At 54.4% G+C, this 21,819-nt stretch carries 24 protein-coding genes and 1 tRNA gene; 6 read left to right on the top strand and 19 right to left on the bottom strand.

What is annotated here, in order from left to right:
* Window positions 1–8: 8 nt before the first annotated feature.
* The 7 genes from pth to QN378_RS12815 all read right to left on the bottom strand — a co-directional run bounded on the left by pth (window position 9) and on the right by QN378_RS12815 (window position 5,797).
* Window positions 9–593, bottom strand: a complete 585-nt coding sequence (pth, locus tag QN378_RS12785; RefSeq protein ID WP_322201082.1) for an aminoacyl-tRNA hydrolase — start codon at window positions 591–593, stop codon at window positions 9–11.
* A gap of 165 nt (window positions 594–758) precedes the next feature.
* On the bottom strand, window positions 759–1,358 hold the full coding sequence (locus tag QN378_RS12790; protein WP_323550860.1) for a 50S ribosomal protein L25/general stress protein Ctc: 600 nt from the start codon (window positions 1,356–1,358) through the stop codon (window positions 759–761).
* 137 nt (window positions 1,359–1,495) lie between these two features.
* Window positions 1,496–2,437: a ribose-phosphate pyrophosphokinase gene (locus QN378_RS12795; protein ID WP_297840316.1), complete on the bottom strand. Its 942-nt coding sequence runs from the start codon at window positions 2,435–2,437 to the stop codon at window positions 1,496–1,498.
* Between the two features lie 46 nt (window positions 2,438–2,483).
* Window positions 2,484–2,558, bottom strand: a tRNA-Gln gene (locus QN378_RS12800).
* A gap of 35 nt (window positions 2,559–2,593) precedes the next feature.
* Window positions 2,594–3,442: a 4-(cytidine 5'-diphospho)-2-C-methyl-D-erythritol kinase gene (ispE, locus tag QN378_RS12805; RefSeq protein WP_322206814.1), complete on the bottom strand. Its 849-nt coding sequence runs from the start codon at window positions 3,440–3,442 to the stop codon at window positions 2,594–2,596.
* A gap of 5 nt (window positions 3,443–3,447) precedes the next feature.
* The gene (lolB, locus tag QN378_RS12810) at window positions 3,448–4,065 is read right to left on the bottom strand and encodes a lipoprotein insertase outer membrane protein LolB (RefSeq protein WP_322201086.1); all 618 of its coding nucleotides are present in this window, start codon (window positions 4,063–4,065) and stop codon (window positions 3,448–3,450) included.
* 4 nt (window positions 4,066–4,069) lie between these two features.
* Window positions 4,070–5,797 carry a tetratricopeptide repeat protein gene (locus tag QN378_RS12815; protein ID WP_323550859.1) on the bottom strand — a complete coding sequence of 576 codons (1,728 nt, stop codon included), beginning with the start codon at window positions 5,795–5,797 and terminating at the stop codon, window positions 4,070–4,072.
* Window positions 5,798–6,025: 228 nt separating this feature from the next.
* Between QN378_RS12815 and hemA the strand changes: the two genes are divergently transcribed.
* The 6 genes from hemA (at window position 6,026) to QN378_RS12845 (ending at window position 11,399) form a co-directional block, all read left to right on the top strand.
* Complete coding sequence (gene hemA, locus QN378_RS12820; RefSeq protein ID WP_322201089.1) at window positions 6,026–7,303, top strand: glutamyl-tRNA reductase; 1,278 nt, start codon at window positions 6,026–6,028, stop codon at window positions 7,301–7,303.
* Window positions 7,300–8,382, top strand: coding sequence for a peptide chain release factor 1 (gene prfA / locus QN378_RS12825; RefSeq protein ID WP_323550858.1), 1,083 nt, complete (start codon window positions 7,300–7,302; stop codon window positions 8,380–8,382). The genes hemA and prfA overlap by 4 nt, the downstream gene beginning before the upstream one ends.
* Window positions 8,383–9,225, top strand: a complete 843-nt coding sequence (gene prmC, locus QN378_RS12830) for a peptide chain release factor N(5)-glutamine methyltransferase (protein ID WP_322201093.1) — start codon at window positions 8,383–8,385, stop codon at window positions 9,223–9,225.
* The gene (locus QN378_RS12835; protein ID WP_323549500.1) at window positions 9,219–9,974 is read left to right on the top strand and encodes a molybdopterin-synthase adenylyltransferase MoeB; all 756 of its coding nucleotides are present in this window, start codon (window positions 9,219–9,221) and stop codon (window positions 9,972–9,974) included. The genes prmC and QN378_RS12835 overlap by 7 nt, the downstream gene beginning before the upstream one ends.
* Window positions 9,967–10,767 carry a glutamate racemase gene (gene murI / locus QN378_RS12840; protein ID WP_322201097.1) on the top strand — a complete coding sequence of 267 codons (801 nt, stop codon included), beginning with the start codon at window positions 9,967–9,969 and terminating at the stop codon, window positions 10,765–10,767. Before QN378_RS12835 ends, murI begins: the two co-directional genes overlap by 8 nt.
* A gap of 113 nt (window positions 10,768–10,880) precedes the next feature.
* The gene (locus tag QN378_RS12845) at window positions 10,881–11,399 is read left to right on the top strand and encodes an acyloxyacyl hydrolase (protein ID WP_322201099.1); all 519 of its coding nucleotides are present in this window, start codon (window positions 10,881–10,883) and stop codon (window positions 11,397–11,399) included.
* Between the two features lie 246 nt (window positions 11,400–11,645).
* Here QN378_RS12845 and QN378_RS12850 read toward each other — a convergent pair whose 3' ends face one another.
* The 12 genes from QN378_RS12850 to QN378_RS12905 all read right to left on the bottom strand — a co-directional run bounded on the left by QN378_RS12850 (window position 11,646) and on the right by QN378_RS12905 (window position 21,750).
* Window positions 11,646–11,960 (bottom strand): YkgJ family cysteine cluster protein, encoded by a 315-nt coding sequence (locus tag QN378_RS12850; RefSeq protein WP_323549498.1) that lies wholly within the window; start codon window positions 11,958–11,960, stop codon window positions 11,646–11,648.
* A 60-nt stretch (window positions 11,961–12,020) separates the two neighbouring features.
* Window positions 12,021–12,524 carry a DUF2878 domain-containing protein gene (locus QN378_RS12855; protein ID WP_323549496.1) on the bottom strand — a complete coding sequence of 168 codons (504 nt, stop codon included), beginning with the start codon at window positions 12,522–12,524 and terminating at the stop codon, window positions 12,021–12,023.
* Window positions 12,517–13,779, bottom strand: a complete 1,263-nt coding sequence (locus tag QN378_RS12860; protein WP_322201105.1) for a cyclopropane-fatty-acyl-phospholipid synthase family protein — start codon at window positions 13,777–13,779, stop codon at window positions 12,517–12,519. Before QN378_RS12860 ends, QN378_RS12855 begins: the two co-directional genes overlap by 8 nt.
* Window positions 13,769–14,566 (bottom strand): DUF1365 domain-containing protein, encoded by a 798-nt coding sequence (locus QN378_RS12865; protein WP_322201107.1) that lies wholly within the window; start codon window positions 14,564–14,566, stop codon window positions 13,769–13,771. Before QN378_RS12865 ends, QN378_RS12860 begins: the two co-directional genes overlap by 11 nt.
* Window positions 14,563–15,810 carry an NAD(P)/FAD-dependent oxidoreductase gene (locus tag QN378_RS12870; protein WP_322201109.1) on the bottom strand — a complete coding sequence of 416 codons (1,248 nt, stop codon included), beginning with the start codon at window positions 15,808–15,810 and terminating at the stop codon, window positions 14,563–14,565. The genes QN378_RS12865 and QN378_RS12870 overlap by 4 nt, the downstream gene beginning before the upstream one ends.
* Entirely contained in the window at window positions 15,807–16,598 is a 792-nt protein-coding gene (locus tag QN378_RS12875; protein WP_322201111.1) for an SDR family NAD(P)-dependent oxidoreductase, read from the bottom strand. The genes QN378_RS12870 and QN378_RS12875 overlap by 4 nt, the downstream gene beginning before the upstream one ends.
* Window positions 16,595–17,017, bottom strand: coding sequence for a nuclear transport factor 2 family protein (locus QN378_RS12880; RefSeq protein ID WP_322201113.1), 423 nt, complete (start codon window positions 17,015–17,017; stop codon window positions 16,595–16,597). The genes QN378_RS12875 and QN378_RS12880 overlap by 4 nt, the downstream gene beginning before the upstream one ends.
* Entirely contained in the window at window positions 17,010–18,455 is a 1,446-nt protein-coding gene (phrB, locus tag QN378_RS12885; RefSeq protein ID WP_323549494.1) for a deoxyribodipyrimidine photo-lyase, read from the bottom strand. Before phrB ends, QN378_RS12880 begins: the two co-directional genes overlap by 8 nt.
* Before the next feature lie 9 nt (window positions 18,456–18,464).
* Complete coding sequence (locus QN378_RS12890) at window positions 18,465–19,415, bottom strand: MerR family transcriptional regulator (RefSeq protein WP_323549491.1); 951 nt, start codon at window positions 19,413–19,415, stop codon at window positions 18,465–18,467.
* A 3-nt stretch (window positions 19,416–19,418) separates the two neighbouring features.
* Window positions 19,419–20,381, bottom strand: coding sequence for a DUF523 and DUF1722 domain-containing protein (locus tag QN378_RS12895; RefSeq protein ID WP_323549489.1), 963 nt, complete (start codon window positions 20,379–20,381; stop codon window positions 19,419–19,421).
* A gap of 170 nt (window positions 20,382–20,551) precedes the next feature.
* Window positions 20,552–20,767: a TIGR02450 family Trp-rich protein gene (locus QN378_RS12900; protein WP_322201121.1), complete on the bottom strand. Its 216-nt coding sequence runs from the start codon at window positions 20,765–20,767 to the stop codon at window positions 20,552–20,554.
* Window positions 20,764–21,750 carry an NAD(P)/FAD-dependent oxidoreductase gene (locus QN378_RS12905; protein WP_323549486.1) on the bottom strand — a complete coding sequence of 329 codons (987 nt, stop codon included), beginning with the start codon at window positions 21,748–21,750 and terminating at the stop codon, window positions 20,764–20,766. The genes QN378_RS12900 and QN378_RS12905 overlap by 4 nt, the downstream gene beginning before the upstream one ends.
* Window positions 21,751–21,819 lie beyond the last annotated feature (69 nt).

The raw sequence follows: 21,819 nt of genomic DNA on the forward strand, positions 1-21,819 counted from the left end.
GGAGTTAGTCAAGCCTTCTGGCTGTGCAGGTTCTTCATCGCACGGTTCCATTCACCGGCGAAGATATCCGGCAGCACGCCGAGGGCAAAATCGATACTGGTGTCCAGTTTTTCCTGCTCGGCGCGAGGCGCTCGACTCAAGACAAATCCAGAGACCTTACTGGCATCACCCGGGTGGCCAATGCCAAGCCGCAGGCGGTGGAATGTATTTTGATTGCCGAGTTGCGCGATGATGTCGCGTAACCCGTTATGACCGCCATGGCCGCCGCCTTGCTTGAGCTTGGCAACGCCGGGTGGCAGATCAAGTTCATCGTGAGCCACCAGTATGGCGTCTACCGGGATACGATAAAAGCCAGCAAGCGCCGCGACTGATTGTCCGCTGCGGTTCATGAACGTGGTGGGAATCAGCAGACGAACATCCTGACCCAAGTGACTAAAGCGCCCGGTCAGGCCAAAAAATTTGCGCTCGGCAACTAGATTGATGTGGTGTGCCGCAGCAATGCGCTCAACAAAAAAAGCCCCTGCGTTATGCCGGGTCTGTTCGTATTCGGCGCCTGGATTTCCCAGGCCAACGATCAGTTGTATGGCAGTCACGACAGGGGCTCTTCCTTGGAGTTGTGGATAACACCGATATAGACAGTGGCAGCAATAGGCGAAATTAGCTCATTTACCATGATGTAAACTCCGCGATCTCGCCCACTTTGCCTGACTATCGCTCCCGGTGTTTTCTGAGCAACTCCGACGTTGCCAAGTAATGAATTACTCGGCTGCGGTTGCGTCTTCAGTCGGCGCTACACGTGGCGCGTGAACATTGGCTACGGCCAAGTTGTTACCGTGCACGAGTGCGACAAACTCAACACCTTTAGGTGCTTTCAGGTCTGACAGGTGTACGATCGAACCGACTTCGGCGTTACCCAGGTCGACTTCGATGAACTCAGGCAGATCTTTTGGCAGGCAAGTCACTTCAACTTCAGAAATAACGTGCGAGATTTCGCCGCCTTTCTTGATAGGAGCTTCTTCATTGATGAAGTGCACTGGTACGTGGGCGGTCAGTTTCTGACCGGCAATTACACGCACAAAGTCAGCGTGAAGCACGTGACCTTTAGCTGGGTGACGTTGCAGTGCCTTGATAACGACGTTCTGCTTGGCGCCGGCAATATTCAATTCGATAACGTGGCTGAAAGCAGCTTCGTTTTCTAGCAGCTTGGCAACTTCTTTGGCGGTCATGCTGATGGATTCAGGGGCTTTTTCGCCACCGTAAACTACAGCTGGAACCAGGCTCGCGAGACGACGCAGGCGGCGGCTCGCACCTTTCCCCAGGTCAGAACGCAGTTCAGCATTTAAAGTAAATTCATTCATGGTGTTTCTCCAAAATAACCACATTCGCCCAGCGTTTGCGACCGGCGCTAAGGCGATATGGGCAAAAAAGCCCCGCTCCAACAATAGGTTGGGGCGGGGCGCTTTTCGACAACGAGATGTAGCGTAGGGCAGAGCCCTTAGCGGAACATCGCGCTGATCGATTCTTCGTTGCTGATGCGGCGAACCGCCTCGGCGACTACCGGTGCGATATCCAATTGACGGATACGTGAACAGGCTTGAGCAGCAGCGGACAATGGGATGGTGTTAGTTACCACCAATTCGTCCAGCATGGAATTTTCAATATTCTCGATCGCCCGACCCGACAGCACAGGGTGTGTGCAGTAAGCGAAAACCTTGGAAGCGCCATGCTCTTTAAGGGCCTTTGCCGCGTGGCACAAAGTGCCGGCGGTATCGACCATGTCATCGACCAAAATACAGGTACGCCCTTCAACATCGCCGATGATATGCATCACTTCCGAGTGATTAGCTTTTTCACGGCGCTTGTCGATGATCCCGAGATCGACGCCCAGAGATTTAGCAACAGCACGTGCACGCACGACGCCGCCAATATCCGGAGATACGATCATCAGGTTTTCGAAGCGTTGATCTTCAATGTCATCCACCAATACTGGGGAGCCGTAGATGTTATCTACCGGAATATCGAAAAATCCCTGAATTTGGTCAGCATGCAGATCAACCGTTAGAACACGATCAATCCCGACTACCGTCAGCATGTCAGCCACAACTTTTGCGCTGATTGCTACACGTGCGGAGCGCGGACGGCGATCCTGACGGGCATAACCAAAGTATGGGATTACCGCAGTGATACGAGAAGCCGAGGAGCGGCGGAAGGCGTCTGCCATCACTACCAGTTCCATCAGGTTATCGTTCGTTGGGGCACAAGTCGGCTGAATAATGAACACGTCTTTACCGCGAACGTTTTCGTTAATCTCAGCGCTGATTTCACCATCGGAGAACTTACCGACGGAGATATCACCTAGTGGGATATGTAGCTGACGTACTACACGTCGAGCTAGATCGGGGTTGGCGTTCCCCGTAAAAACCATCATCTTGGACACGCGCACTACCTGCCGGCTGAGGGTATACCTGGATGAGTATAGAAAATGGCAGGGGCGGCTGGATTCGAACCAACGCATGGCAGGATCAAAACCTGCTGCCTTACCGCTTGGCGACGCCCCTGTAATTGTTGCATCTGAGTGCCCAGCACTCAGTTCTTAGAACAGCTCTTGCAGCTTGCGGTGCAACATCGAAACGTTGCTCCCCTTCGCTACAAACCCTGTAAGGGTCTCTGTTAGAAGGGCCGAGACTTTATCAGCTTCAGCTTTGTTTGGGAAGGCCCCAAACACACAACTTCCAGTACCAGTTAATTTTGCGTCGGCATATTTGCCCAGCAAATTCAAAGCGTTACGAACGGCTGGATAACGCCTCTCTACAACTGGTTGACAGTCATTTCGACTGTTTCCCTCAAGAACGGGGCGCACTTTAATTGGAGGAGTGTCACGTGTCAACAGCGGATCTGAAAAAATTTCTGCTGTACTTACAGATACTTGCGGCACAAGCACCAGATACCACGGTTCTTCGGGGTCTACAGGGGTCAATATTTCTCCGACACCTTCGGCAAAAGCTGCGTGGCCACGTACGAAAACCGGGACGTCTGCGCCCAGTGTAAGGCCTAGAGCGGCCAAACGATCTTCTTCCCAGCCGAGTTTCCACAGGTGATTAAGGCCCAGCAAAGTAGTAGCTGCATCGGAGCTTCCACCGCCGATTCCCCCTCCAATGGGCAGGCGTTTTTCCAGCCAAATGTCTGCGCCAAGGCTACTGCCAGCCTGTTTTTGCAGTGCGCGAGCGGCTCTGACGATCAGATTGGAGTCGTGGGAGACATTTGGAATGTCAGTTTGTAGCTGGATGCGGCCGTCATCGCGTATTGCAAAACTGAGTTCGTCGCCGTAATCGAGAAACTGAAATAGTGTTTGCAGTTCGTGGTAGCCATCAGCGCGACGGCCGAGAATATGTAGCATAAGGTTGAGCTTGGCCGGCGCGGGCAGCGTCAAGCGTTCAGTCATCATGCTCACTGCCCCAATTTGCGCGGCTGCCAGTCCTTGATCACCAGGGTGACATCAAGGTCTTGCCCATGCAGCTTGATGCGCTCGGGCAACCAGTAGCCGTTCTGTTCCGAATAGCTGAGGTATTGGACTTGCCAATTATCTTGTTCAAGGCTGGCAAGGCGACTGTCACCGTCGAGCGTCAGTTTGCTTTTGCTGTCCGGGGCAGGAAGGCCACGCACCCACCACACCAAATGCGAGACCGGTAACTTCCAGCCTAACTGCGCTTGTAGGAGGTCTTCGGGGTTGGAGGCCTCGAAGCGTCCCTGGTTGGCGACTTCTAGCGCCACGGTGCCTGGACGACCTGTCAATCGTGCTGCGCCGCGTCCCAAGGGACCAGATAGTCGGATGTCGTAATAGTCTTGTCGCTGTAACCAGAACAAGGTGCCGCTCCCCGAATCCTTGGGCGCACGAATACCCACCTTGCCGCTAATTTGCCAGCCGTCCAGGCTGCTCAGTTGTGCTTTATGTTCGCGCCATTGCGCGGGGCTGCCTTGGCCCTGCACGGCTTCGCGGTTAGTAAAACCGGCGCAGCCGGCGAGCAGGGTGATCAAGCTAAAAACTATAACGTGGCGCAAAAACATAAAATTAAAGAGTCTCAGATCCGGTCAGGCGCCGCAGAGTGCTGCGCAGAATTGGGCTGTCAGGTTGTTGTTCAAGGGCCTTGCCCCAGACTTTGCGAGCTTCGCGCTGGTTGCCTTTGGCCCATAAGACTTCGCCCAAGTGAGCGGCTACTTCATGGTCGGGGAAGCGTTTCAGGGCTTGTCGCAGTAGGCGTTCAGCTTCATCAAGGTTGCCCAAGCGGTAGTTCACCCAGCCGAGGCTGTCGAGGACTGCCGGGTCTTCCGGGTTAAGGTGATGGGCGCGTTCGATCAGCTCTCTAGCTTCGGCGTAGCGCGTTGTACGGTTTGAAAGCGTGTAACCCAATGCGTTCAGCGCCATGGCATTGTCTGGTTCGCGCTTCAGGATGGCGCGAAGGTCTTTTTCCATCTGCACCAGATCGTTGCGTTTTTCCGCCAGCATGGCGCGGGTATAGAGCAAGTTCAGGTCATCAGGAAATTGCTTCAGCGCCAGTTCCAACACGCGCGATGACTGATCAAATTGCTTGCTGTTTTCCAGTGTCTGCGCTTCGATCAAATACAACTGGACCGCGTAATCGGGCTGAGCATCACGTGCCGAAGCCAGAAGTTTGGACGCTTCAGCGGTACGGCCGTGACTCATCAAAATATCTGCCTGACGTAACTGTGCGGCCAAGTAATCGTTGCCGGGGCCAACTTGGGCATATTCAATCAGGGCTTTGTCAGCAGCGTTGCGTTCTTCGTCAACACGACCGAGGTTCAGGTGCGCCGAATCAACGTGACTGCCGCGACCGATCAAGTCTTCGAGGTAACCGACGGCTTCGTCCCAAGCTTTGGCCTCAAGGCAGACAAGCGCCAGTGAATAACGCAGTTCGTCGTCGTCCGGGAATTGCTGCACCAGACTTGAGAACTCGATCTTGGCCTCATCTATGCGATTCTGCTCGACCAGCATCCGTGCGTATGTCAAGCGCAGACGTTTATCATCAGGGTATTTTTTGATGTTTTTTTGCAGGATGGGCAGGGCTTCTTTGCCACGGTCCATTCCTTGAAGAATGCGTGCTCGCAACAGAATAGGTGCAACCTCACCGTCAGTCGGCGGATTGTCTTCCAGCAACTTCAAGGCCGCTTCGGTATCACCGTTTTGCTGAAGGAGTAAGGCTTTACCAAATATCAGTTGGCCGTTCTTCGGATATTTCTTAAGCAGACGGTCAAAGCTTTTCAACAGACCATTGCGCGTATCTACATCGGTTTCTGCAGCAGACAGTGCCAAGAAGTCGAAATGCGTATCGCCTTGCCCTTGAAGTACCTTCTCCATATCCGCCATGGATTCGTCGTAGCGTCCGGCGCGGGCCAGTTGAATTGCTGCAGCGCGTTGAGCTTCAAGATTGGTGGGGTCGTTTTTCGCCCAGATTAACGATGTTTCCAGTGCAGCCTGATCGGCGCCCAGGTACTCGGCAATCCGGAAAGCTCGCTCGGAAACCCCGGGGTCCTGGGTGTTGACCGCCTGAGTGACGTAATTATCCAGGGCGATGTCGAAGCGATTGCGCTGGCCAGCCAGCTCCGCTGCCAACAGGCTGACAACCGTGTCTTGAGAAAATGAGCTATAGACCTGCGGCTTGGCGACAGGCGCGGGTGTTGTGTCTAAGGCCGGAGCGGTTGCGTCCGGAGAAACGGGAGCCAAGGCTTGGCAGCCGTTTAAAAAGACAAAGGCGAGAAATAACGCGGAGGATCTATTCATATATAGGGAAAGGACGACTTACCTGCGGTCAGATCATCATGACACAAGCCTTGGAGCAAACCCACAGCCGGTGCGAAAACTACTCGGCTTGCCCGATTCCTGGATGAAAACACCCCAGATTATCGGTATCAAGTGAGCATCCCTATTAGGACAATAGTCTGCGGTAGTTGTTCTGAATCAGGCGAAGTAGGACAATTGCCGGCTTCACGTCACCATCAGCGACCTTGAATGGCCTTCCTTGCACTCGGTATTAACCATAAGACTGCCTCAGTCGATGTCCGCGAGCGCGTGGCATTTACGCCTGAGCTGTTGGTAGAGGCGTTGCAGCAGCTTTGCCGTCTCACCGATAGCCGCGAAGCTGCAATCCTCTCGACCTGCAATCGCAGTGAGCTTTACATCGAACACGACAACATCGCTGCCGACTCGGTTCTGCGTTGGTTGGCCGATTATCATCATTTGAGCCTGGAAGAGCTGCGGGCCAGCGCTTATGTGCACGAAGATGATGCGGCAGTTCGTCACATGATGCGGGTGGCCTCGGGGCTTGACTCACTGATATTGGGCGAGCCACAGATTCTTGGCCAAATGAAATCCGCGTACGCCGTTGCACGGGAAGCAGGGACCATCGGCCCACTGCTCGGTCGACTGTTTCAGGCCACGTTCAACGCAGCCAAACAGGTGCGTACTGAAACGGCCATCGGTGAAAACCCGGTATCGGTTGCGTTTGCCGCGGTAAGTTTGGCGAAACAGATTTTCAGCGACTTGCAACGCAGTCAGGCGTTGCTGATTGGCGCAGGTGAAACCATTACATTGGTCGCCCGACACCTGCACGAACTGGGCGTGAAGCGTATTGTAGTGGCCAATCGCACGCTGGAACGCGCCAGTATCCTGGCTGCCGAATTTGGCGCGCACGCGGTGTTGCTTTCAGACATTCCCGCAGAGCTGGTCAACAGCGACATCGTTATCAGCTCTACTGCCAGTCAGTTGCCGATTTTGGGCAAGGGTGCGGTGGAAAGCGCCTTGAAGCTGCGTAAGCACAAACCGATTTTCATGGTGGATATCGCTGTTCCTCGGGACATTGAGCCTGAAGTCGGTGAATTGGACGACGTTTACCTTTATAGCGTCGATGACCTGCACGAAGTGGTTGCTGAAAACCTCAAGAGTCGCCAAGGCGCCGCGCAAGCAGCTGAAGAACTGGTGATGATTGGCGCCAACGATTTTATGCTGCGCCTGCGCGAATTGGCGGCGGTGGATGTGCTTAAAGCCTACCGCCAGCAAAGCGAGCGCCTGCGAGATGACGAACTGCTCAAAGCACAACGGATGCTGGCCAACGGCGGCAGTGCTGAAGACGTGCTGATGCAGCTGGCTCGCGGCCTAACGAACAAACTGATGCATGCACCTAGTGTGCAACTGAAAAAGCTGACAGCCGAGGGCCGCCTTGATGCGCTGGCCATGGCCCAGGAACTTTTTGCCCTTGATGAGGGCTCGACGGATAAACCCCCGCAATGAAAGCTTCACTGCTCAATAAGCTGGACATCCTCAATGACCGCTACGAGGAATTGACCGCACTGCTGGGCGATGCCGAAGTCATTTCCGAGCAAAATAAATTTCGCGCCTATTCCCGCGAATACGCTGAAGTAGAACCGATTGTCGTGACTTACATTCAGTTGCTCAAAGTCGTGAGCGATATGGAAGCCGCGCAGGCATTGCTCAAAGACAGCGACCCGGATATGCGTGAAATGGCCAGCGAGGAAGTTCGTGAAGCCAAAGCCCGGTTAATTGACCTCGAAGGTCAATTGCAACGCATGTTGCTGCCAAAAGACCCAAATGACGGCCGCAATGTCTTTCTGGAAATTCGTGCTGGCACCGGTGGTGATGAAGCAGCGATATTCTCCGGCGATTTGTTCCGTATGTATTCGCGTTATGCCGAGCGCCGTGGCTGGCGCGTGGAAATTCTCTCTGAGAATATTGGCGAGCATGGCGGCTTTAAAGAAGTCATTGCTCGTGTCGAAGGCGAAAACGTCTATGGCAAATTGAAATTCGAGTCCGGCGCGCATCGAGTACAACGCGTTCCAGAGACCGAATCCCAGGGCCGAATCCATACGTCTGCTTGCACCGTGGCGGTCTTGCCAGAACCTGATGAGCAGCAAGTAATTGAAATCAATTCCTCCGACCTGCGGGTGGATACTTATAAGTCTTCAGGCGCAGGCGGCCAGCATGTCAACAAGACCGACTCGGCAGTGCGTATAACTCACTTGCCGACCGGTATTGTCGTTGAGTGCCAAGAGGAGCGTTCCCAGCACAAAAACCGCGCGCGGGCGATGTCTTGGCTATCAGCAAAACTCAATGATCAGCAAACCAGCGCGGCAGCCAATGCCATCGCCAGCGAGCGTAAACTGTTGGTGGGCTCGGGCGACCGATCCGAACGAATTCGCACGTACAACTTCCCTCAGGGGCGGGTGACGGATCACCGTGTCAACTTGACGCTGTATTCTCTTGATGAAGTTTTGGCGGGCGGAGTCGATGCAGTGATAGAGCCACTTCTAGCTGAGTATCAGGCCGATCAACTTGCAGCATTGGGTGAATAAATGACGATTATCGCCAGCTTGTTAAGAGGCGCCGAGCTTCCTGATTCGCCGACTGCGCGTCTGGATGTGGAGTTACTGTTGGCAGCAGCTCTGGGAAAGCCTCGAAGCTTTTTGCACACATGGCCAGAACGAATAGTCAGCACCGAAGCGGCGCTGATGTTCGCGTCCTACTTGGCGCGGCGGCGAACAGGTGAACCGGTGGCTTATATTCTGGGCCAGCAAGGTTTCTGGAAGCTTGACCTGGAAGTCGCACCGCACACGCTGATTCCTCGGCCTGACACTGAGCTGTTGGTTGAGGCAGCGCTGGAATTGCATGCAGCAACGCCGACATTGGCGCCGGTGACGGTGCTCGACCTCGGTACCGGCACCGGAGCAATTGCCTTGGCGCTGGCAAATGAGCGTCCAGCCTGGGTTGTGACCGCTGTAGACCGCGTGCCGGAAGCCGTGGCCTTGGCGGAGCGCAATCGTCATCGGCTGCACCTGGATAACGCCATCGTCCTGAAAAGCCACTGGTTCAGCGCCCTCCAGGGGCAGCGTTTCGATCTGATCATTAGCAATCCCCCTTATATAGCGGCTGCCGATCCCCACCTGTCAGTGGGTGATGTGCGTTTTGAGCCGAGCAGCGCGCTGGTGGCGGGGGTTGATGGCCTGGATGACATACGTCTGATTATTGCGCAGGCGCCTGAACATCTCGAGGCGGGTGGGTGGTTGCTGCTTGAGCACGGTTACGATCAGGCTGCTGCCGTGCGTGACCTGCTGGCTGGCGAAGGGTTCGAACGTATTCATAGCCGCATGGACTTGGGCAGCCATGAACGAATTACCCTGGGCCGCCGTCCATGCTGACTGACTCGGAACTGTTGCGTTACAGCCGACAGATTTTGTTGCAGCACGTTGATATCGAGGGTCAGTTACGTCTCAAAAACAGCCGTGCACTGATCGTTGGCCTTGGTGGTCTTGGTTCTCCGGTGGCTTTGTACTTGGCGGCGGCCGGGGTCGGTGAACTGCATTTGGCCGACTTCGACACCGTGGACCTGACCAATCTGCAACGGCAGATCATTCATGACAGCCGCAGCGTGGGGCAGAGTAAAGTCGATTCGGCCATCGAACGTCTTACGGCCCTCAACCCGGAATTGAAATTAATTGCCCATAGCAGTGCTCTCGACGCCGACAGCCTGGCGGCAGTCGTTGCGTCAGTGGATCTGGTCCTCGATTGCTCCGACAACTTTGGCACTCGCGAAGCGGTAAATGCGGCCTGTGTCGCCGCCCGCAAACCGTTGGTCAGTGGTGCAGCGATTCGCCTTGAAGGCCAGTTATCGGTATTCGATCCCCGGCGTGCCGAGAGCCCTTGCTATCACTGCCTTTACGGTCACGGCAACGAAGACGAATTGACGTGCAGCGAAGCGGGCGTGATTGGCCCCTTGGTTGGGGTGGTCGGCAGTTTACAGGCGTTGGAAGCATTGAAGCTGCTTGCCGGCTTTGGAGAGCCTATGGTGGGGCGGCTATTGTTGGTTGATGCCTTGACCAGCCGCTTTCGGGAAATCAGGGTCAAACGAGATCCTGCGTGCAGTGTCTGTGCCTGCGCGCATGACTAAAAAAAATGAAGCGGCCATCGGAGTATTCGATTCCGGGGTGGGTGGATTATCGGTTTTAGGTGAGATTCGCAGCCTGTTGCCCAACGAATCATTACTGTACGTGGCTGACTGCGGTCACATTCCCTATGGCGAGAAAACCACCGAGTTCATTCGTCAACGCTGTGCGGTCATCGCTGATTTTTTCCATGTACAAGGTGCTAAAGCGCTGGTGCTGGCGTGCAATACCGCCACGGTGGCTGGGGTCGCCGATTTGCGCCAGCGTTATCCAGACTGGCCCATCGTCGGCATGGAGCCCGCCGTCAAACCGGCTGCAGCGGCGACTCGAAGCGGCGTGATCGGGGTATTGGCAACCACGGGCACGCTACAAAGCGCAAAATTCGCAGCGTTACTTGATCGATTCGCCATTGATGTGCAGGTGATTACTCAGCCGTGCCCGGGCCTGGTCGAGTTGATCGAAACCGGAGACTTGGTCAGCCCTGTTATTCACACTTTGCTGCGCAGTTACGTCGAACCTTTGCTGGCTGCGGGCTGCGACACCATTATTTTGGGTTGCACGCACTATCCCTTCCTCAAACCGCTGCTGCGCGAAATGATCCCGAAGTCCATTAGTCTGATCGACACTGGTGGCGCTGTAGCGCGTCAGCTTCAACGTTTACTTGGCCAGCGCAACTTGCTGGCGCAAGGCCCCGCTCAAGAAACGCACTTCTGGACCAGCGCCTCTCCAGAGGTTTTTAAAAACATATTGCCATTGCTATGGAATAAATCTGGCGATGTGCGATTCTTCGCAATGTAAAAAATGTGTCAAAGGCGCAGAGTTGGGCTGGAACTTAAGCGGGCGTCGGGATTTCTATAAAAAGTCTGTGATTAAAAAAATTCCTGAAACGTTATGTAAATAGGGTGTTTCTGATGAAGCGACTGTTTTGTTTGGCTGCGATTGCGGCCGCATTAATGGGGCAAAGTTTTATTGCTCAAGCAGCGGGTCTTGAGTTGTCAGTCGGGGAGACAGGGGAGTCGACGCAGACTTACCGATTGGGCGTGCAGTTTGATTGGGATAAAAGCTGGTTCCAGACAGACGTTGGGCGACTGACGGGCTATTGGAACGGTGCTTATACCTATTGGACCGGAAACAAGACATCAGGCAATAACAGCTTGTCGTTTTCGCCAGTTTTTGTTTATGAATTCGGTTCGGCAAGCATTAAGCCTTATCTGGAAGCGGGTATTGGCGTGGCGGTATTTTCCAGTACACGTGTGGAAGGGCAGAATCTAAGCACCGCTTTTCTATTCGAAGACCGCGTCGGGTTTGGTTTGCGTTTTGCCGGTGGGCATGAAGTGGGTATTCGTGCGATGCATTATTCCAACGGCGGCATCAAAGAGCCAAATGCGGGTATAGAGACTTACGCGCTGCACTACACGGTTCCGTTCTAGGTTTGAACGACGGCGGGAGATGACCTCAATCCTTGTTGCTTGAAATGCGCCCCAGAGATTGGATCTATGTCCAACTTTTGGGGCTCAGTTCAGCTCTCTGTAGGCGCAAGCGTGTTAGCGAGGTGGGGTGACTGACTCCCCGCGAGATTCCTTTGCCAACAAGTCGGCTCCAGAAATTCAGGTTCTCGGATTGCGTGTCTCCTGGCACCGTTCGTTGGCTTCGCCGGAACCTGGCGGCAGAAATAATTACCGATACGCCGTGGCTATACCGCGGCGTTCGTTCAGGCAATCTTCAGCACCTGCCTCGAACTCGCGACAAATCAATGGGCGTTTTTCGTAGATGGTGCACAGCATGGTGTTGCGATCCAAGGCTGCACACCAGCCGTCATCCAACCGCAGCATGACCTCGCCACCCCAATCGTCGTTAACGATGTAACGCTCAGGCACGCCAGTGTCAGTGATCAGCATCACTTCCAGTTGGCAGCAGCAGGCTGCACAGGTCGAACACGTGATGGCCGGTTCTGCGGGGAGTTGAGTCAGCGGAATATTGGTGGTTGTCATAGGCGCGCAGTGTATGCCGTTGCGTCGCACTCGTGTGACCGTAGCGACAAAACACCATCTTTATATCCAGGCATGTTGCTTATAAATTTTTGCCAACTTCTGTAAGAGCGGAAACAACACCGCCCAGATAATACCCAGCAACAGCATGCTCGGCCAAAGTCCCAGTGGCAGATAAACCCCAGCCATCTTTGACCCCGCGTAATACGACATCGGACCGCCGATTGCGCCCAGCACACTGGCGCGCCACCACGGTGTGGCGGTCCAATCCAAACAGTGGTTGAGCGTGGTGGCCAAAACAGCCCATAGCACCATCAGCCACAGGGGAATCAACAGCCCTTCGCTGGCGAAACTGAAAACACCTGATTTCAGCAACAGGCTGTCGATCAACGTACCTATAAGTGCCACGCTAACTACCAGCGGACCTTCCGTGCGCCACGAACTTATCCACAATAGATGCATCGCCAGTACCACCCCAGCCAACAATAGCCAAAGACTATTGCCGCCCAGTACGCAGGCAAACCAACCGATTTGGAACAATAACGCGTTGGCTAGGCGCTTACGCATCAAACCGTCCAAGCAGCGGTTGTGGCATGGCGTCGGGTTTGGCTAGCAGCAATTGCGCGGTGCCGATGGTGCGTTCGAGAAACCCCCCTTCGCAGTAGCACAGGTAGAATTCCCAAAGCCGCAAGAAATAATCATCGTAGCCTAACTCCATCAAATAGCCGTGAGCGTGGCGAAAGTTGTCGTGCCACATCCGCAGCGTTCGTGCGTAATGTAAGCCAAAGTCTTCCATATGCATCAGGTTCATGTCGGTATCGCGCCCCACCACTTCCAGCATGCGCTGCACTGAGGGTAGGGCGCCCCCTGGAAAAATGTAACGTTGAATAAAATCGACGGTGTTCTTCGCCTGTTCGTAACGTTGCTCACGAATCGTAATGGCTTGAATAAGCATCAATCCGTTGCTCTTCAACAGGTGCGCGCACTGTTTGAAATAGGTCGGTAAAAATTGGTGACCCACAGCTTCGATCATTTCTATAGACACTAGCTTGTCGTATTCGCCAGTGAGGTCGCGATAATCCTCCAGCAGCAGTGTTACTTGATTCTGCAACCCGAGCTGGATGACGCGTTTTTCAGTGTAGGCAAATTGTTCTTTAGACAGCGTGGTAGTGGTCACGCGGCAACCGTACTTCTGTGCAGCGTAGATAGCCATGCTGCCCCAGCCCGTACCGATTTCCAATAAATGGTCCGACGGTTTGAGCACCAGTTTTTGGCAGATACGCTCGAGCTTGTTCAACTGCGCCTGCTCCAGCGTGTCATCGGCACTGAGAAATTGCGCGGCGGAATACATCATGGTCGGATCGAGAAACTGTTCGAACAGCTCGTTGCCGAGGTCGTAGTGCGCCGCAATATTTTTCTGCGAACCTTTGCGCGTATTGCGATTCAGCCAGTGCAAGCCATGAATGAATGGCCGACTGAGTTTAGCCAGTCCACCTTCCATCGCATCTAGTACTTCCAGGTTGCTGACCAATACCCGAATAACGGCAGTCAGGTCTGGGGTGGTCCAATAGCCATGAATAAACGCCTCCCCCGCCCCTATTGAACCGTTGCTGGCAACCATGCCCCAGGTGGCGGGATCAACCACCGTGATTTGCCCTTGCAACACTGCGCCGGCTGCGCCAAATACCTGGCGATCATTGCCTTCAGTGACTACCAGCTGCCCGCGTTGCAGTCGTGCCAGTTGACGCAGAACACCGCGTCGAAGGAGGTTCGTCGTCAGGCTGTTAGTGCTGATATTTGCCGTTACGCTGCTACTTTTCATGGCGAGAATCCTTGGGTTGCACGGCGGCAATACGAAAGGCGGCGTCAGCAGCCTGATGGGAAAAAATTGGCATTCGTTTGATTAGCAAACGCAACGCTTGCCAATAAATTGCCAGACACGTCTTGGCCGTCATCCAGGGGTATTGGAGCAAATAACGGTGCAGGCTGGCGCGGTTCAGGTCTAGTCGTTCCAGGTTCAGCGTTGCGTCGAACACTTTGAGTTCGCCTTGCCAGTCAGCCATGTGCACTCCTAACTTTTCCGCCGGCGGGCTAAAACTCATTCGGTACTCCAGGTCCCGTGGCAAAAACGGCGAGACATGAAAAGCCTTGGCGACCGCAAAATGTTGATGCGTATCACCTTCAGCGGGTAGCACGTAGTGGTAATGCTCGCCCCACGGCGTATTGGTGACTTCGCACACAATGGCTGCCAGCTGGCCGTCGCTCTCGTAACAATAAAAGAAACTGACCGGGTTGAACGACAGACCCCAACTGCGGGCTTGGGTTAGCAGGCAGATTTTGCCCAGAGGTGTATGACTGAGCGCTGCGCCGACCAGCTCACGCACCGCGTCCATCAGTGGAACTCCACGCTGGGTATAGGTCTTTAGATAATCAGTTTGGCGAAATGAAAAGGGCGCAAACCGACTACTGCCGGCCAGTGGCGACAACGCAAGTACCTCTTCTTGTTCGGCGAGGTCCAAGTACAGCAGGCCAATCCGATACCGAAAGTCGTGGGCTTTAGGCGAGAACCTCCTATGAGCGATCCAGCCGCAGTAAAGGGCGCTATTCACAGCAGTTCCCCAAACGCTTGGGCAACTCGCAGGCCGCTGACTACGCCGTCTTCATGAAAGCCGTTAGCCCAATAGGCGCCGCAGTAATAAGAGTGCTGAGCACCAAACAGTTCTTCCCAGCGCGCTTGTGCCGCAACGGCCGTCAGGCTGTATTGAGGATGGGAATAGCGGTAGCGGGCGAGGATTTTGCTCGGGTCTATGGCCGCTGTCTGGTTAAGACTGACGCAAAAGCGCGTGTTGGATTTAAGCCCCTGCAGGATGTTCATGTCATAGGTAACTGCCGCTAAATGCTGCTCATCACCGCCTAGGCGATAGTTCCAACTGGCCCAGGCCAAAGGGCGTTTGGGCAATAACTGGATGTCGGTGTGCAGTACCACGTCGTTGTCGGCGTAGAGCAGGGCTCCCAGAATTTCTTGCTCGGCTGCGCTCGGTTTCGTCAGCATTTTTAAGGCTTGGTCGCTGTGGCAAGCGAACACTACTTTGTCAAAGCGCTCACTGCCCGCTGCGCTGTGAATCACCACGCCCTGATCATCGCGCTCGACCCGATCCACCGGGCAGTTAAGCCGAATTTTGTCGCGGAACGAAGCGATCAACGGGTCTATATAGCGGCTGGAGCCACCTTCTACTACGCACCATTGCGGTCGGTTACTGACCGAAAGCAAACCGTGGTTTTTGAAGAAACGTACAAAAAATTGCAGCGGGAAGCTCAGCATGTCGGCGAGAGACATCGACCAGATCGCCGCGCCCATAGGCACGATGTAGTGTTCTGTAAAACGCCGTCCGTATCCGCCACTTTTCAGGTACGCACCCAAAGTGGTATTCACGGCAATGCGCTGACTTTGGAGGTCATCTAGCGCCTCACGATTGAAGCGTAGGATGTCGCGTAGCATTAACCAAAATGAGGGTGAGCAAAGGTTGCTGCGCTGAGCAAACAGGCTGTTAAGGGAATTACCGTTGTACTCAATGCCGGCGCTGGGGTCGCAGACTGAGAAACTCATTTCTGTGGCTTTAAACGAGACACCTAGGGTGCCCAGCAGCCGAATAAAATTGGGGTAGGTCCAGTCGTTAAACACGATAAAACCGGTATCAATGGCGTGGCTTGTGCCGTCAACCGTGACATTCACGGTGTGCGTGTGACCGCCCACCCAGTCAGCGGCCTCGAAGACGCTGATGTCATTACGGCGGTTGAGTAAATACGCCGTGGTCAGCCCGGATATACCGCTGCCAATGATCGCGATTTTCATGGAGTTACCTTCTCCGTGCTCGATGTGCGGGCCAAGTGTTTGCCGAGCAAAAGTTGCAGGCGTTTGGGCAGCATCGCTATCAGCCGTAGGCTGAGAATAAAGGCGGTGGGGAAGGCTATCTCCAGCGGACGGTGTGAGCGCTGCAAACGCTCGGCGATGTGCCGGGCGGCTTTGTCTACAGGCCAGCGCATAGGCATCGGAAAGTCGTTACTTGCGGTCAGTGGTGTGTCGACGAAACCGGGGCTGACGATGGTTACGTCAATGCCTTCATGAGCCAGGTCGATGCGCAAAGCCTCGAACAGGTATCGCAAGCCTGCTTTGGAGGCGCCATAGGCTTCAGCCCGGGTCAGGGGCAGGTAAGTCACCGAACTGGCAACGGCCACTAGATGCGGTTTTTTTCCGCTACGCAGCAAGGGCAGGGCTTCCTGCACGCAATAGCTGCTGGCGATTAAATTAGTTCGGATTACCCGCTCGATCATGGCAGCATCGAAATTTCTACTGTCGACGTATTCGCAGGTGCCAGCGTTTAAAATTGCGGAGTCAAGAGCGCCCCAAATTTGAGCGATACGCTCGCCAATTTGTTTGACCTGTTCGCTGTCAGTGAGGTCGCCAGGTGCCAGCAGGACTTGTTGGGGATAGCGTTTATCCAGTATTTCCAATGGCCCAACCGTGCGCGCAGTTAATGCAACGCGATGTCCGGCTTTGAGCAGTTCTTCTGCCAACGCCAAGCCTATTCCACTGCTAGCGCCGGTCAGCCAAATTCGGCGAACGTTTGGATTGGGCGTCATGCAACTCTCCCCTTTAACCACAATATGGCTCGGCCCAAGATCGGCACGTGTTCGTAAAGCATGGCGCCCGCATCGAAAAAATCGCGGTGTTGATAAACCTTGTCGTTCCACAGCAGATGCGAACACCCCTCAACGCGGATCAGCTGCCCGGCGTTTAGCCGTGGATGACGAAAACTCATGGTCCAGCGCAGATAACCTTTGCCTTCGCGCACCTGATCGAACGCGTAAAACTCGAAGCGCAGCTGGCTGACATTGCCGTACAGCTCTTCGAAGTAACGCTTTACGTTACTGAGGCCGGTGACCTCGTGAAGAGGGTCGGTAAAGACCACGTCATCGCTATAGAGCTCGCCAAGTTGATCCATCGAATCTTTGTCCAGAGCTGCGAAGCTGTGAGCAAAGCGACGTAGATAATCACTCACTTAGATTTTCCCCTTGCTGGCGATGGGGCAGGCTCTTGAAGGCAGCCAGTGCTCTTAGGCGGCTTAGACCTAAATCCACGATGGGTTTGGGGTAGTTGGCGACGCCGAACAAGCCGCCTGCCGTAGCCGGGTTATGAACTTCTTTTTTATTCAGATTTGCCAACTCCGGCAGCCAGTGCTTAAGAAAGAGGCCTTCGCCGTCGAATCGTTCCGATTGGCTTAGCGGGTTGAAAATTCGAAAGTACGGGGCGGAATCAGTGCCGGTCGATGAGCTCCATTGCCAACCACCATTATTGGCTGCCAAGTCGCCGTCGATCAGGTGCTGCATAAAAAATCGTTCGCCAAGGCGCCAGTCGATCAATAGATTTTTAGTTAAAAACATCGCAACAACCATCCGTAGACGGTTATGCATCCAGCCGGTATCCAGCAGTTGGCGCATGGCGGCGTCAATGATCGGCAGGCCGGTGCGCGCTTCTTGCCAGGCGGCCAGGTCGGCAGGCGCGTCACGCCATTGCACCGCTTCGGTCTCAGGGCGAAACGCACAGTGACGCGAAACCCGTGGATAACCGACCAGAATATGTTTGTAAAACTCTCGCCACAGCAACTCGTTTATCCAAGTGACTGCGCCGATATTACCGGTGTCGAATTCACCGTGATTACTTCGCAAGGCTGCATGGAGGCACTGGCGAGGTGATATAACGCCTGCGGCGAGGTATGCCGATAGTTGGCTTGTGCCAGGTTTCGCAGGAAAATCGCGCTCGCTTTCGTAATAGTTGATCTGTTCGTCGGTGAACAATTCCAGGCGCCGTCGGGCTTCCTCTTCTCCCGCCGGCCACAGCCCGCGCACGGCTTCAGTAGGCGGCGTAAAGCCTGCAACGCTGGTTGGCACGGTGTCACTGTTAATAGACAGTTCTGGCTGGGCGGTTGGGCGCTGAACCAGCGGCGGTATTGATAGGTTCATGCGTGAGTAACACGCTTTGCGAAACTGACTATAGACCTGAAAATAGTTACCCGATTTGGTCAGCACGCTGCCGGGCTTGAAGAACAGCTGATCTAAATGGTTATAAACATGAATCCCTGCATCTTGCAGCGTTTCACTAACGGCCCGGTCACGCGTCATCTCGTGGATGCCATATTCGTCGTTAAGGTGCAGGGCTTCTACATTGTGCTGTTTGCAGAGCTCAAGCAGCACGCTTGGCGCTTGGTTCCAGGTATCCGCGTAGCGAATCAATAGCGGTACATTTATTTTTTTCAGCGATTGGCTTAGTTCGGACAAATTCCGCAGCCAGAAATCAACCTTGCAGGCTGCGTCGTCATGGGCTTGCCATTGCCCTGGGCTGATCAGGTAAACAGCGATCGTCGGACCGCGTTGCATCGCAGCGGTTATCGCAGTGTTGTCATGTGAGCGCAGATCGCTGCGCAGCCAAACCAGTTGCATATTCACACCTTAAATAAGCCCGAGTTTGTGCAGTATGGTCTGGGCAGCAAGCGGATCTTCGGCCAGTGTCAGTCCGTCAATCTCGGTAGTAGATACGGACAGCTCGGCGCAATGGATGCATACCGTTGGTCCGACAATCAGTTTGGGGCAGGCTATGTTGGCCAAGAGTTTGGGCAACAGATTCACGCTCAACGCCTTACTGGAATACAGCAGCAGCCCCCGGGCTTGTAGGTATTCGACGGCCAACGCCAACTCACCGACGGGCACGGGCCAATCGAATACTTCCACCGGACAATCGCTGCTACTGATTAACCAAGCGGTTAGCCAAAGATGCGGTTCTAGAGGTAAGTCAGACTGATTGACCAGCAGCAGGGGCGTGCCATTGAGTTGACGATTGTTGTAGTAGATCCGTGCGCCCAACTTGCTACGAAGCCATGAGTAGAAAAAAATTCGCTCCAGTTGCGCGCCGAATTGTCCCTGCCAACGCTGTTCCAGTTCGGTTAGCAATGGCAAAAGAAGTTGTTCGCAAAGGGTGCGCGGTGGGTACAGCGCCATCGCCTGATTAATAGTTTCATCAACTTTGCGTTCAGCCAGTTGGCCAATGGCAATTAGCAATGTCTGACGTAGATTGTCCCAATCGTTTGCGGGGTCATGGGTGATCGGTTGCGGCATATCAATCAGTTGCTTGACCTGACTGACAGACACTCCACGATTGAGCCAAGTGAGAATCAAAAAAATTCGTTGCACATGTTCGGCGCAATACAGCCGATGACCTTTAGCCGTGCGCTGAGGTATCACCAATCCATAGCGCCGTTCCCACGCCCGAAGCGTTACCGCATTGACTCCGGTTTGCCGAGCAACTTCGCGAATAGGCAGCCAGCCGTGTTCCAGCGCCAATTGGTATTCGGCGCGCCTCGATTCCGGCTGTGCGTTGTGCGCTTGATCGGTTAGATTTTTCATGAGTCAGATCGCATTGCGCAAACCGAGATTTTCCGGATGCGGTTGGAGGTAAACCTGCTGTGCCAGGTAGGCATCCGGATGCTGTCGCAAGTGGTGTTTGAGCAGGGTCAGTGGCACCACCAGTGGCACCACGCCGCGCCGATATTGGCCGATCAGTCGCTGCATTTCCTCTCGGTCGTCCTGGTTCATGGTGTTTTTGAAATACCCATTGAGGTGTTGCAGGACATTTGTGTGGGTGCCGCGTGTGGCGCATTTTTTCAACGCGTCCATCAATTCACTGAAATACCGTGGTCCAATTTCATTCGGATCTGACTTGGCCATGGAGCCCAGCATTTTACCCAGTGCTCGGTATTGAGCAGGGTTGTTCGCCATGAGTTGGTATTTGTAGCGCGAGTGGAATTCAGTCAGGCTGCGGCGGCTCAATCCGCTACTCAGTAGTGCTTGCCAATCGGCGTAGGCATACACCCGAGTGATAAAGTTTTCTCGTAATACGGGATCATTTAGTCGACCGTCTTCTTCAACCGGCAGGTTCGGTTGTTGCGCACAAAAGGCTCGGGCGTAGATCCCTCGGCCTACCGGGGCTGGGAGACCGTTGTCTTTGTACACCTTCACTCGTTCGAGACCGCACGAAGGTGACTTCTGCATAAAAATATAGCCGCACACATCGCTCATCTGCGTGGCCATGTGCACGCCGTAGTCAGCTAACGCCTGGGTCACGTTCAACTCACTATGAACACTCCCGATTGCCTGAGGTGAGTCTGGATCGCCGATCAGTCGAATGGCTTCCCGTGGAATGCCCATGCCAATGGCGACCTCGGGGCAAGCAGGCACGAAATCAAAATACTCTTTCAGGGTTTGGGTACACAGGTGTGATTCTTTATGGCCGCCGTTGAATCGCACCTCAACGCCCATCAAGCAGGCGCTGATGCCGAGTTTGGGTTTGCTGAGGGCGGTAACGCTAGACATGACAAACCTCTGATTTTTTGTTGTACAGACATGGGCTTCTGTACAACTTTAAATCATCATAGGTTCGATACTGTACAAGTCAATTTATTTGTACAATATTTGTCGCGAATTGAGCGGGTAACTACCGGCAGTGGTTTGAACGCAATAGCCCTGAGGATGAAGGCTGTCTGCTATTTCCAGCCCATGTGCCAAGCGTCGCTGTTTTGCAGGCTTAGCCACGGTAGACGTTCGGTGCGCCGAGTGAGGACGGCCTGTAATTCAATCTCCAGCACTATGCCTTGCTCATCGCAAAACAGTTCGGTCACCAGAAAATGTTTTTCTCGGAGTTCGGGATGGGCTGCTGTCCATTTCGACAGCAGCAACTTGTGGGGGTTAAGTCGGTTCACTCTAAGTGCTCCATCAGTCGGCGTGCAGCTTCTTGTCCGCTAAGCCATGCACCTTCAACGCGGCCAGACAGGCACCAATCGCCACACACATAAACACCTAAATCCGAGTCGGACAATGAGCCCCATTCATGAGCCCCAGCCGGCCGCGCATAGAGCCAGCGATGGGCAAGAGTGAATGCAGGAGCAGGCATGGCGCAACCGACCAACTCGGCGAAAGCGCCGTGCAAGTGCTCAATGACCGCTTCTTTGGGCAGGTCCAAATGTTGTTTGCTCCACGCGCTGGTGGCATGCAGGACCCACGTGTCAAGGGCGCTTGAACGTCCCGGTTTACTTCGATTTCGGGCTAGCCAGTCAAGGGGGCTGTCTTGTACGAAGCAGCCTTCCATGGGCGTTTTTAGAGGTGTGTCAAAAGCCAGTGCCACGGCCCAGGTAGGTTCCATTTGAACCCCCGCTACAACACTGGCGAGTTTCGGCGCGGCGGCGAGCAGGGTAGTTGCTTGCGGGGCGGGTAAGGCGATCACGACATGGCTGAATGGACCGTGAGTGACGCCGTCAGCATCTTGCAAACTCCAGTGGTGTTTACCGCGATACACTTCGGTGATTCGGCATGAAAAGGTCACGGGAAGGTCGGCGCGCATGGCTCGGGTTATCGCACTCATACGTGGGCTGCCAACCCAGCGAGTCTGCTCATCCGGCGACGGGCTGAGCTTGCCTGCGTGATAGTTATAGAGCTGAGGGGCCCATACTGCGACGTACCCACTCAATTGCCATTGCTGTACAACTTCAACGAAGCGCCTGTCACGGGCAGTGAAGTATTGAGCGCCCAAGTCCAGAGCGCCCGCATCACTGCGTTTGCTGGACATTCGGCCGCCACTGCCGTGGCTTTTATCAAAAAGATGAACGGAATGCCCGGCGCTGTGGAGCGCTTGGGCAGCTGAGAGTCCGGCGATGCCGGTACCGATGATTGCGATGGGTACAGTCATAGGGGCCTCGTTACCTTATTTGTACAGACTACGCCGTAGTTAAAACCTGTACAATCTTGTTTTTCGGTA

Origin of the sequence: Pseudomonas sp. 10S5, assembly GCF_035019745.1 — a bacterium.
In the GTDB taxonomy this organism is placed as follows: Bacteria; Pseudomonadota; Gammaproteobacteria; order Pseudomonadales; family Pseudomonadaceae; genus Aquipseudomonas.